General features: G+C 70.8%; 11 protein-coding genes. 4 read left to right on the top strand and 7 right to left on the bottom strand.

Annotated elements, in window-relative coordinates:
• Positions 1-173 precede the first annotated feature (173 nt).
• Positions 174-1,262, top strand: coding sequence for a MaoC family dehydratase N-terminal domain-containing protein (locus tag IT293_19385; protein ID MCC6766830.1), 1,089 nt, complete (start codon positions 174-176; stop codon positions 1,260-1,262).
• Positions 1,263-1,319: 57 nt separating this feature from the next.
• On the opposite strand, the gene IT293_19380 is transcribed toward IT293_19385, so the two are convergent.
• Together IT293_19380 and IT293_19375 are read right to left on the bottom strand one after the other, a co-directional pair.
• Positions 1,320-2,192, bottom strand: coding sequence for a TIGR03619 family F420-dependent LLM class oxidoreductase (locus IT293_19380; protein MCC6766829.1), 873 nt, complete (start codon positions 2,190-2,192; stop codon positions 1,320-1,322).
• Complete coding sequence (locus tag IT293_19375; GenBank protein MCC6766828.1) at positions 2,192-2,941, bottom strand: SDR family oxidoreductase; 750 nt, start codon at positions 2,939-2,941, stop codon at positions 2,192-2,194. The genes IT293_19380 and IT293_19375 overlap by 1 nt, the downstream gene beginning before the upstream one ends.
• 117 nt (positions 2,942-3,058) lie before the next feature.
• On the opposite strand from IT293_19375, the gene IT293_19370 reads away from it, so the two are divergent.
• Positions 3,059-3,571, top strand: coding sequence for a nuclear transport factor 2 family protein (locus tag IT293_19370; protein ID MCC6766827.1), 513 nt, complete (start codon positions 3,059-3,061; stop codon positions 3,569-3,571).
• 62 nt (positions 3,572-3,633) lie between these two features.
• Complete coding sequence (locus IT293_19365) at positions 3,634-3,990, top strand: nuclear transport factor 2 family protein (protein ID MCC6766826.1); 357 nt, start codon at positions 3,634-3,636, stop codon at positions 3,988-3,990.
• A gap of 16 nt (positions 3,991-4,006) precedes the next feature.
• Here the strand turns inward: IT293_19365 and IT293_19360 are convergent, their stop codons facing one another.
• The 4 genes from IT293_19360 to IT293_19345 all read right to left on the bottom strand — a co-directional run bounded on the left by IT293_19360 (position 4,007) and on the right by IT293_19345 (position 7,684).
• Positions 4,007-4,954 carry a cation diffusion facilitator family transporter gene (locus tag IT293_19360; protein ID MCC6766825.1) on the bottom strand — a complete coding sequence of 316 codons (948 nt, stop codon included), beginning with the start codon at positions 4,952-4,954 and terminating at the stop codon, positions 4,007-4,009.
• Between the two features lie 37 nt (positions 4,955-4,991).
• Positions 4,992-5,132 (bottom strand): hypothetical protein, encoded by a 141-nt coding sequence (locus IT293_19355; GenBank protein MCC6766824.1) that lies wholly within the window; start codon positions 5,130-5,132, stop codon positions 4,992-4,994.
• A 78-nt stretch (positions 5,133-5,210) separates the two neighbouring features.
• Positions 5,211-6,419, bottom strand: a complete 1,209-nt coding sequence (locus IT293_19350; protein MCC6766823.1) for an MFS transporter — start codon at positions 6,417-6,419, stop codon at positions 5,211-5,213.
• Positions 6,416-7,684 carry an HlyC/CorC family transporter gene (locus tag IT293_19345; GenBank protein ID MCC6766822.1) on the bottom strand — a complete coding sequence of 423 codons (1,269 nt, stop codon included), beginning with the start codon at positions 7,682-7,684 and terminating at the stop codon, positions 6,416-6,418. Before IT293_19345 ends, IT293_19350 begins: the two co-directional genes overlap by 4 nt.
• 455 nt (positions 7,685-8,139) lie before the next feature.
• Between IT293_19345 and IT293_19340 the strand changes: the two genes are divergently transcribed.
• Complete coding sequence (locus IT293_19340; GenBank protein ID MCC6766821.1) at positions 8,140-9,540, top strand: glycosyltransferase family 39 protein; 1,401 nt, start codon at positions 8,140-8,142, stop codon at positions 9,538-9,540.
• Positions 9,541-9,582: 42 nt separating this feature from the next.
• Here IT293_19340 and IT293_19335 read toward each other — a convergent pair.
• On the bottom strand, positions 9,583-10,860 hold a 1,278-nt coding region (locus tag IT293_19335), incomplete at its 5' end, for a hypothetical protein (GenBank protein ID MCC6766820.1).

The following is a 10,860-nucleotide window of genomic DNA, read 5'->3' as shown; positions in this document are numbered from 1 at the left end:
CGACGAAGGCGCCCAGGCCTACGACGCTCGATTCCAGCAGCGCCGTCTGCGTCAACTCACCGAGACGGCCCGCCAACTCGGCTATCACCTGGTGCCGGCCGTTGACGCTGCGTAAGTTTCAGGTCAGGGTGCCTCGTTCGCGCGCGGCCCCATTTCACGCATCCCCGAGGTCCATGGTGAAGACGGAAGAGCAGAGCGGTCTCGACTATCTGCCCGAGCACCTCTCGGAGGCCGCCAAGGCTCGCCTCCTGGCTCTCACGCAGGAGTCGCCCTCCGAGCCGGCGCCGCTCGCGGTCGACGAGTATCTGATTCGACACTGGTGCGAGACGCTGGAGGACGGGAACCTCCTCTACCTGGACCGCGACTACGCGCGCTCGCGCGGCTTCGACGATCTGGTCGCGCCGCCGGGCTCGGTGATGACGACCTTCGCGCTGCCGTTCCGCTGGCCGTGGCCGCCTACCGAGCGCGAGCCGGCGCGCCACATCCACTACGACGTGAAGGAGATCCTCGATCTCCCCGTCGGCATCATCCAGAACATCGAGATCGAGACCGGTGTCCCGCTCCAGGTGGGCGACCGGGTGAGCGTGAGCCAACGGCTCGTGTCGGTCTCGCCCTGGAAGAAGACGCGGCTCGGTGAAGGGCACTTCTGGACGATGGACCGCCTCTACCGCAACCAGAACGGCGAGCTCGTGGTGCGCGAGCGCATGACGGCCTTCGGGTACGGACGCGAGGCCGGTGTGCCGGCTGCGGGTGGGGCAGACGCGGGCGGTGGCTGGAGCCCGGCCGTCGAGGAGGTCATCCAGGGCGGCCGCACCGGGTACAAGCCGATGCCGGCGCGCCTGCTCTGCTGGGAGGACGTGAGCGAGGGGGACGAGCTTCCGCCGCTCACGATGCCGATCACCTTCACGCGCTGCGTGTACCTCGCATCGGCGACGCGCGATTTCTCCCCGCAGCACTCGAACCGCGACTACGCCCGGGAGCGCTCCAAGACGAAGGACGTGTTCCTGAACACGCCCTTCAATCTCGGCATGATCAGCCGCTTCCTGACCGACTGGGCCGGACCGACCGCCGTCGTCCGCCGCATCCGGATGGCGATGCGCGACAACGTGTGCGCGGGGGACGACATGATCTTGACGGGGCGGGTGACCAAGAAGGACCTCGTCGACGGGGAGCCGCGCGTCGACGTCGAGGTCGTCATCTCGACGCAGGACGGTCCGGTGTCACCCTGCCTGGCGACTGTCGTCCTGCCGTCGCGGTACTGACGTCACGTCGATCAGCGCAGCGCCGCCGTTCCTCGATGGCGGCGGGCTCCCCGGGCTTCACGCGGCGCCACTCTTGGCGATGACGTGGTCGGCGTAGAGCCGGAGCGCGTCGATCTTCTTCTGCAGGGGCGTGGCGTCGGTGTCGTACATGTTGCGGAAGCCGACGATCACGTCGGTGACGCCGAGGTCGGCGAGGCGCTTCACGCCGTCGACGGTGAAGCCGTCGAAGGAGATCGCGTGGATTTCGAACGGCAGGCGCTCCCGTCCGTATTCGCGGCGGAGCTCGTGGAGGCGCTTCACGTACTCCTCGAGCGTCGCCTGGTCGCCGCCGGCGTGCATCCAGCCGTCGTTCCGGGCGGCTCGCCTCAACGCGGCTTCGGCATGGCCGCCGATCAGGATCTTGATCGGTTCGGTCGGCGTCGGACAGATCTTGATGCTCGGGATGTCATAGTGCTTGCCGTGGTGCTGGAAGTAGCCCCCCTTGGTGAGGCCGCGGATGATGGCGATCATCTCGTTCAGCCGGGCGCCACGCGTGGTCCAGTCGGTGCCGGTCACGATGAAGTCCTCCGGCCACGGGCTCGTCCCGACGCCGAAGACGAAGCGGTTGTTGCTCATGACGGCGAGGCTCGCCGCCTGCTTGGCGACGAGGACGGGATTCCGGATGGGGAGCTTCACGACGAAGGTGGTGAAGCGGAGCGTGGTCGTGACCGCCGCCATCGCCGCCATCAGGACGAACGGCTCGATGAACGGCTTGCCGTCGAGGAACTCGCGATTCCCGTCGGGCGTGTACGGATAGGTGCTGTCGGAGACTTCGGGATAGCAGATGCTGTCGGCGATCGTGAACGAACTGTAGCCGGCCTCCTCGACGGTGCGCGCGAGCGGCAGGTACTGCGCCGGGTCGCACATCGCTTCCGCGTAGGAGAAGCGCATCAGATGGTCAGGCCGCCGTCGAACGGTACGATCGCGCCCGACATGTAGCGGCCCTCGTCGGAAGCGATGAAGGCGACGAGCGCCGCGACCTCCTCGGGCTTGCTGCGTCCGAGCGGGGTCATCAGGCGGCGGAGATGCTCGGGGTCGCCGCCCGGCGGGAGCTCGAAGGCGCGCTGGAGGGGCGTCTTGATGCCGCCCGGCGCGACGCAGTTGGCGCGCACGCCGCGGGCGAGGAACTCGGCGGCGAGCGACCGCGTCAACTGGATCACGCCGCCCTTGGAGGCGCAGTAGGCAGCGCCGTACGGCACGCCTTGGAGCCCCGCGTTCGAGGCGATGGTCGTGATGGAGCCGCCGCCGTCGAGGAGATGGGGAAGCGCCGCCTGGACGACCAGGAAGGTGCCGGTCAGGTTGACCGCGATGATGCGCGACCAGTCCTCGAACGGCATCTCGGCCGCGTGCGCGAACTTGCCGATGCCGGCGCACGTCACGACGATCGACGGCCGCCCGAGATCGCGTGCGGCGCCCTCGACGGCCGCCTTGACCGACCCGGGGTCGCTGACGTCGGTGGGGTAGGCGCGCGCTCCGCCGCCGACGCCGCGCGCCGCGTCGTGTACGGCGTCGGCGGCGAGGTCGAGGCACGCGACCATGCCGCCTTCCGCGGCGATGCGTGCCGCGACGGCGCGTCCGAGTCCCGATCCGGCCCCGGTGACGATGGCCGTGCGTCCGACGAAGCGTTGAGCGGTCTCCATAGGTCGGCGGAGAGTAGCGCTCCGCGCGGGTTCGCACAAGAAAGTGCAGGGTCGTGCAATTCGCGCGGCGTTGGTGCTCTCCGCGGAGCTGTTGTAAGCGGCGGCGGAGGAATCGCCATGCCCGACCCGAACGATCTCACGCCCGGCGATCTCGTGGAGCACGACGCGATAGCGCGCCTCAAGTACCGCTATCTCCGCGCCCTCGACTTGAAGGAATGGGATGCGCTCGGCGCCTGTCTCACCGAAGACTGCCGTTCCGCCTACGGCGACGGCCACTTCCGCTTCGACGGGCGCGCCGCGATCCTGGCGTTCCTGAAGGATGCGCTCGGCTCCGCGACCCGCATCTCGAGCCACCGGGTCCACCATCCCGAGATCGAGCTCACGAGCCCGACCACCGCAACCGGCGTCTGGGCGCTCGACGACGTCGTGATCGAGACCGAGGCCAAGATCACGATCCGGGGCTCGGCCTACTACCACGACGAGTACGTGAAGATCGGCGGCGCCTGGAAGATCGCGAAGACCGGCTACCGGAGGATCTACGAGGAGATGGAGTCCCGCGCCGACACGCCGAGCCTCGCTCTCACCCGAAACGCCTTTGTCGGCACGCCCGCCGACGGGGCCGCGAAATAGGAGGCTCCGTGCCCGAAGAGCATCCCGCCCGCGCCGCGTCGATCAAGTCGCGCGCCGCCGTCATGGCCAAGCGCAAGGAGGACTGGCTCGCGCTCTTCGCGCCCGACGCCGTCATCGAAGACCCGGTGGGCAAGTCGCCGATCGATCCGGCGGGGGACGGCCACCGCGGCGTCGCGGCGATCTCGGCGTTCTGGGACAAGCAGATCGCGCCCACGACGATCGAGTTCGAGGTGCACCATTCGTGGGCCTGCGGCATGGAGTGCGCGAACGTGCTCACGCTCACGATCCGCATGCCGAACGGGATGCGGGCCCGCTGCGACGGCGTCTTCACCTACAAGGTCGACGACGCCGGAAAGCTCGTGTCGCTCCGCGGCCACTGGGAGTTCGACGAGATGATGGCGACGATCGCCCCGGCGTAGCCGCGCGCGGCTGCCCTCAGCGCGGCCGCGGGGCGGCGGTACTCTGCGCGGCGCGCTCGGAGCGCCAGACGTCGGGCTCGATGAAGACGAGGCGGGCGACCGGCACGCGCGCGCGTACGGCGGCTTCGACGACGTTCACTACGTCGGCCACGGCCCGGAGCGGTAGCTCGGGCGTGAACGCGAGCTTCGCCGCGACCAGCAGGTCGTCGGGGCCGATGTGGAGCGTCCGGAGGTGGACGACGTGCGTCACGCCGTCGCCGGCCGCGAGGATCCCGCGGATGGCCTCGACCGTGTCGGGGTCGGCGGCCTCGCCGATGATGAGACTCTTCATCTCGATCGCGAGCACGGCGGCGATGCCGCCGAGGAGGACTCCGATCGCGACGCTCCCGAGCGCGTCCCAGCGCGGGTCGCCCGTCGCGAGGGCGATTCCGACGCCCGCGGCCGCGAAGAGAAGGCCGAGAAGCGCGCCGACGTCCTCCAGCAGCACGACGGGCAGCTCGGGAAGCTTGGTGCGACGGATGAACGACCACCAGCCTCGGCGGCCGCGAAGCGCGCGCGCCTCGTGGATCGCGGTGCGGAGCGAGAACGCTTCGAGCACGATCGCGATCGCGAGCACGGCGAGCGCCCACTCGGGCGACGACAGCTCGTGGGGGTGGAGGAGCTTCTCGATGCCCTCGACGATGGCGAACAGCGCGCCGAGCGAGAAGAGCACGAGCGCGACGACGAACGCCCAGAAGTAGCGCTCGCGTCCGAAGCCGAACGGGTGCTCGGCGGTCGGCGCCCGGCGCGCCCGGGCAGATCCGAGCAGCAGGAGCGCCTGGTTCCCGGTGTCGGCGAGCGAGTGGACGCTCTCGGCGAGCATCGAGGCGGCGCCGGTGAAGGAGAAGGCGACGAGCTTCGCGATCGCGATCCCGAGGTTCGCGAGGAACGCGGCGACGATGGCGCGGCGGCTGCCTTCGGTCATGGCGATCCCGGGCGGCCTGAGACGGGGCGAGGGGCGTTCAGCTGGCGGCGGGCTTCGCCGGTGTGGCGATGGCCTTCTCGGCCCACACCTTCCGGAGCGTGCGCATTTCCTCGCGTTTGGCGATCTTCTGGCGGCGCTGCTTGTTGAAGCGACCCTTGTCTCCCGTAACTCGTCCCATGGCTCGATTCCTTTCGCCGCGCGGAGGGCGCGGAACGGAAGGCCATTTCACACTCGGCGCGTCCGCGCCAGCGCCGGCTCAGGCCCGCCGCGCGAGCCGTCCTGCGAGCGCGACGATCACGGCGGCCACGAGAAAGCCGGCGGCCGGCAGGAGGAGCGCCGTGTGCAGGCTGCCGCTCGCGTCGGAGATCCGACCGACCACGAACGGGCCGAGGGCGCTCCCGAGCCCGCCGAGGAAGAAGACGTTGAGCGCTGCCGCGGTGCCGTGCCGCTCCTTCGGCACGATGCGCACGAGGAGCGACTGGAGAGCGGGAAAGAAGGCGTAGATGGCGGTGGATGCGAGGAGGCCGACGGGGACGAAGAGCAGTGGGGAGGTGAGGTCGAGGGTCGTGGCGATGAGCGGCGCGGCAAGGAGCCCGCTCCCGATCGCCACGTCGACCTCGCCCGCCGGGCGGACGCGGCCGCGGCGGTCGGCCAGCATCCCGCCGAGGAGGCTGCCCGCGACGCCGCCGACGAGCGCCGCGGCGCCGAAGAGGAGCCCCGCACCCGTGACGTCGAGGCCGTGATCGCGCACGAAGAACGACGGGACCCACGCGGCGTAGCCGATGCCCGAGGCCATCGCGGTCATGCCGGCCAGCCAGAGCAGGCTGAGACGCGCGTCGGCGAGGAGCGCGCGCACGACGGCGACGGGGTGGTCGAGCGCGTGGTCGCGCCGGGGACGGCGGGCCTCGGGCAGCGTCAGGAGGAGCGGGACGAGGAGGAGGCCGCTGCCTCCGTACAGGAAGAAGACGGTGCGCCATCCGAGCACGTCGGCGACGCGTCCGCCGAGGCCGACGCCGAGCCCGGCGCCGATCGCGGCCGACATGCCGTAGATGCCGAGGGCGCGGCCGCGGCGCTCGGGGGGGAAGCGCTCGCCGATCAGGGAGACGGCGCACGGAAAGAGGCTGGCCTCGCCGATGCCGGTGAAGAATCGCGCCCAGAAGAGCGTCGTGAAGTCGGTCGCGAGCCCGCCGGCGGCGGTCGCCACGCTCCACGTGGCGAGCCCAAAGGCGACGACGCGTATCCGCAGCCAGCGGTCGGCCGCGAATCCGAAGAGGAATCCGGTCACGGCGTAGATCAGGGAGAACGCGAGCCCGCCCACGATGCCGAGCTCCGTGTCGGTGAGCCCGAGCTCGGCGCGGATGCCGGGGAAGAGGATCGGCACGACCTGCCGGTCGGCCCAGTTGATCGTGCTCGTGAGCGTGAGGACGGTGAGGAGCCAGGTCTCGCCGTGCCGGCGACCGCTCATGCCTCGCTCGGCCGAACGACGCGCACGAGGCGTACGAGGTGGGGCGATGCGTCGAGGACCTCGAGCTGCGTCCCGTCGGGTGCGGTGAGCTTGGTGCCGCGCTGCGGAATGCCGCCGGCGAGGGCGAGGCAGTAGCCGGCGACCGTCGAGTAGTCCTCGTCCTCGGGGAGGTCGGTGCCGAGCTCCCGGTTGAGCTCACGAATCGGGGCGTAGCCGCGGGCGACCGCGCGGCCCTCGCCCTCGAGCCGGAGGAACTCCTCCGCCTCCTCGTCCTCGTCCGTCGAGAGCACGCCGAGGACCTCTTCGATGAGGTCGCGCAGGGTGAGGAGTCCCGAAAGGCCCCCGTGCTCGTCGACGACGAACGCGATCGCCGTGTGGCGCTTACGCATCTCCTCCAGGATCTGGGTCGCGCGCGTGCTCTCGGGCAGGAAGAGCGGCGGGCGGATCAGGTCCTCGAGGACGACCAGACGCCCCTCCCACGCGAGCGCCAGCACGTCCTTTGCGCTCACGTAGCCGACGATGTTGTCGAGCGAGCCGTCGTAGACGGGCATGCGGGCGTGCCCGTCCTCGAGGAGGACCTGCTTCACCTCTTCGAAGGTGGCATGGCGCGGGATGGCGTCGATGCGGTTGCGCGGGAGCATGATCTCGCCGGCCGTGAGGAGGCCGAAGTCGAGGGCGCGCGATGCGATCTCGCTCGTCTCCTCGTCGAGGGTGCCGGTCTTGCCGGCCTGCTCGACCAGCTCCTGCAGCTCCTCGGGCGAGAGCCGCGACTCGGAGAAGGTCGTGCTGTCGCCGAACGGTCGCAGGACGACGTTCGAGCTCGCCGTCAGGACCCGCACGGCGGGTCTGACGAGCCAGGCGATGGTCCACAGCATCGGGCCGATGAAGAGCGCGTAGCGCTCGGCGTGTCGGAGCGCGAGCGACTTCGGGACCAGCTCGCCGAGGACGATCGAGAGGTAGGAGATCGTGGCGACGACCAGCACGAGCGCCAGCACCCCGGCGGTGCGCGCGGGGACGCCGAGGTGCGCGAGGGCTCCGCCCAGGGTCTCCGCCGTCGTCGCGCCGCCGAGCGCAGCCGCGGCTGCGCCGACCACCGTGATGCCGATCTGGACCGTCGCCAGGAAGCGCTCGGGCTGGTTGCGCAGCAGGTGGACGGTGCGCGCGCGGCGTGACCCGGCGTCGACGAGCTGCTGCAGCCGGGTGTCGCGGATCGTGAGGATCGCGATCTCGGCGCCGGAAAAGACGCCGTTCAGCACGACGAGGATCAGGATCGCGACGAGTTCCGTCATCGAGGGCCGCGCACCTTACCACTGCCACGGACTTCGTGGCGATCACCCGGGCTCGGCGCGGGTGACGTGTGCACCGCGCACCTGGACGCGGAGTCCGCTCATCGCTTCACAGAGCGGACAGGTGCGACGATGCACGGTGGACAGCTCGGACATGCGGGGCGAGTACGCCACGCCAACGCGTGCGGTCAATCCCCGCCGGGTCTCGACGACTTGACGCCCAGCGAGTTTAAGCGCGAGAAGCTCGACAGGACGGACCCTCGACCGGGTGAGGCGTCTCGGTAGTCGACTGGCCCGAAGAACCCAAGCAGGTCATGCCCGTGGTCGTGGAAGAGACGGCGGCGGCAAACGTCGGGGGAGGCGTGGACGAGATGCCAAGCGTGCGGTCGGGTGAGAAACGCCGGAATGACGGGTCCGCGTGGCCGCTCGGCCTGATGCTGATCGCCTTGGTAGCGCGCTCGGTGGTTGCCGCGTTCTCCGTCGACGTCCCCGGCGACGGCCCGACGCGGGCGATCGAGGCCTGGCGGTGGCAGCAGAACCCGCACCTGGTCATGTGGGGTGTCTGGCCGCCTGGTCTGACCTATCTGACGGCGGTCGTAGCGCTCGTGCAACCGGATCCGCGCTGGTCGGTTCGCATCCTGAACGTCGTCGCTGGCACGATGACGATCCCCGTGTTCGCGGCCGTCGCACGCCGTATCGTCGCGCCGAATGCGGCGTGGCTGGCGACCGCCTCGCTCGCCTTGTTGCCGTTGCACGTCGAGCTCAGCGTGACGTCGCTCACGGAGAGCACCTTCATCCTCGAGATCCTGATCGGACTGTGGCTCGTGATGCGCGCTCGCGAGGCCACGGTGGCTGCCTGGATGCTCGGGGCGACGGCGCTCGCTCTGGCAGTCATGACTCGCTACGATGCCTGGTGGTTCGCGCCCGCCCTCCTTGCCGCCGTTGCGAGTACGGGCCGCTGGCGGGGCTTCGTCGGCCTGGCCCTCGCGATGGGCATGTTTCCGGTCGCCTGGTGTGTCGGCAACATGCTCGCCGTCGGCGATCCGCTCTACGGGCTCAGCATGGTGCGCAGGGACAGCGAGATCGCCGGAGCCGTATCGACCGGGCTCGGGCCCGCGCTTGCCATCATCGCCGAGGTCGGCGCCGACGCCCTGGGACTTCCGCTCGTCATGGGTGTCGCGGTCGCCATTGGCATCGCTCTCCGCCGCGGCCGTGAGCTCCTGCGATTCGAGCGTGTCGTCTACGTCGCTGTCACGGGAACCTTCTGGATCGCGATCACATGGTTCGCGATGAACCGCGGGCGCAACGTGTTCGACCGCTACCTCGTGCTCGGCCTCGTACTGCTGCTGCCCGTCGCTGCCGTGCCGTGGTCTCGGCTCTGCCGCACGCGACGCGTGCTCGCCGGTCTGGCGGTCGTACTCGCGCTCGCGAGCGCGATGCCCCGGCTCGAGCAGTGGCCCCCGAGAACGAGATGGATCACGTGGTCGCCGCCGCGCGACATGGAGCTGCTCACGGCATGGATGCGCAGCAGCCCGTACCGCGACGCGAGCGTCGTTCTCACGGAGATGGGATGGGTGTCCACGTACTTTGCGCTGCTCTGGCCCGAGGCGACGGCACGGCGGATCATCGTGTCGCCCTGGACGACCGACTACGAGCTGGGTCGTTTTCTCGAACGCCGGCCGACACTGCTCGTGACGGTGCCGACGGATGCCGACTTGCGGCAGCGGATCGAGCGTGTGGGCGGCGGGCCCATGATCGGCGCCTCACCGCTGCGGACCTTCGGTGCGCTCGAGGTGCGCGTGCTCGCCGCCGCGCCGGCCGCGGCGAGTCCATGACGACCAGCGCGGCGATCCGTGCGGTGGCGCCTCGTCTTCGCGTCAGGACGGTGGCAGCACGGTGAGCGTGAAGGGGCCGCGCTTGCCGTTGTAGCCGTCGACCACGATGAGGTAGGTCTCACCCGCGACGACGGGTAGCGCGAGGCGGGAGCCGTGGCGCGCGCCGCTCGCGGTTGCGCATCCCGGGGTGTCGTCGCTGCAGGCGGCGTCGGCGGCGGCGCATCCCGGCGCGCGCACGAAGAGGACCGTGTCGAAAGCCGTCTCCGCCGTCCCGCACGTCGACAGCTCCGCCGTGCCCGAGGTCGACGGCGTCCACGCGAAGACCGCCTCGGGCGCGGTGCCGCTCGTTGCGCAGGCCGCTCCGAGGTGGCTCGACCCCCCGCTCGTGTCACCCGTGAACGTGCCGCCCCCGGCGGGGAGCACGACCGGCTGCGCGCATGTTCCGTTCGGGGTTCCCGGTGTCGGCGTCGCGCTCGGCGTCGCGGTCGGGCTCGGTGCGGGCGTCGCGATGTTCGGCGGCGCCGCGCCGTTCGGCGGGACGATGGTGAGCGAAAACTGGCCGGCCCGGGCGCCGTAGCCGTCGACGACGACGTAGTAGGTGCGGCCCGCGACGACGCTCGGCATGAGGCGCGCACCGTGGTGGCCGCTCGGCTCGCTCGTGAAACAGCCGGGAGCGTCGTCGTTGCACGCGACTTCGACGCCGGAAAGACAGTCGTCGGCGCGGAGATAGAGCACCGTGTCGTAGCTCGTGGCGAGGCCGTCGCAGGCCTGCAGGAGCGCGGTCCCACTCGTCGCCGGCGTCCAAGCAAAGACGCGCTCGGGGGCGTTGCTGGTGGCCGCGCAGGTGCCAGCGAGCGCGCTCGCACCGCTCGTCGACCCGCTGAAGGTGCCTCCGGCGGCGGGGATGACGATCGGGCTTTCGCAGGTGCCTCCTGGCGTCGCGGTCGGCGTCGGGGTGGCCGTCGGCGTCGTGGTGCGGGTGGCGGTGCGCGTCGGCGTCGGCGTTGCGGTGAGGGTGGCGGTCGCGGTCGGCGTCGGCGTCGTGGTGCGGGTGGCGGTGACGGTCGGCGTCGGCGTTGTGGTGCGGGTGGCGGTGACGGTCGGCGTCGGCGTTGTGGTGAGGGTGGCGGTGGCGGTCGGCGTCGGCGTCGTGGTGCGGGTGGCGGTCGCGGTCGGCGTCGGCGTTGCGGTGAGGGTGGCGGTAGCGGTCGGCGTCGGCGTCGTGGTGCGGGTGGCGGTAGCGGTCGGCGTCGGCGTTGCGGTGAGGGTGGCGGTCGCGGTCGGCGTCGGCGTTGCGGTGAGGGTGGCGGTCGCGGTCGG

Source organism: Deltaproteobacteria bacterium, assembly GCA_020848745.1.
Taxonomy (GTDB): domain Bacteria; phylum Desulfobacterota; class Binatia; order UTPRO1; family UTPRO1; genus UTPRO1.
The sequence above is the reverse complement of the archived record's forward strand: the minus strand, read 5'-3'. Positions and strand labels throughout refer to the sequence as shown.

Bases quoted from the DNA above. Each gene is read 5' to 3' on its own strand.
- IT293_19375 (MCC6766828.1), bottom strand. From the start codon at position 2,941: ATGGAGACCGCTCAACGCTTCGTCGGACGCACGGCCATCGTCACCGGG.
- IT293_19355 (MCC6766824.1), bottom strand. From the start codon at position 5,132: ATGGGACGAGTTACGGGAGACAAGGGTCGCTTCAACAAGCAGCGCCGC.
- IT293_19365 (MCC6766826.1), top strand. From the start codon at position 3,634: ATGGCCAAGCGCAAGGAGGACTGGCTCGCGCTCTTCGCGCCCGACGCC.
- IT293_19360 (MCC6766825.1), bottom strand. From the start codon at position 4,954: ATGACCGAAGGCAGCCGCCGCGCCATCGTCGCCGCGTTCCTCGCGAAC.
- IT293_19340 (MCC6766821.1), top strand. From the start codon at position 8,140: ATGCTGATCGCCTTGGTAGCGCGCTCGGTGGTTGCCGCGTTCTCCGTC.
- IT293_19380 (MCC6766829.1), bottom strand. From the start codon at position 2,192: ATGCGCTTCTCCTACGCGGAAGCGATGTGCGACCCGGCGCAGTACCTG.
- IT293_19385 (MCC6766830.1), top strand. From the start codon at position 174: ATGGTGAAGACGGAAGAGCAGAGCGGTCTCGACTATCTGCCCGAGCAC.
- IT293_19350 (MCC6766823.1), bottom strand. From the start codon at position 6,419: ATGAGCGGTCGCCGGCACGGCGAGACCTGGCTCCTCACCGTCCTCACG.
- IT293_19370 (MCC6766827.1), top strand. From the start codon at position 3,059: ATGCCCGACCCGAACGATCTCACGCCCGGCGATCTCGTGGAGCACGAC.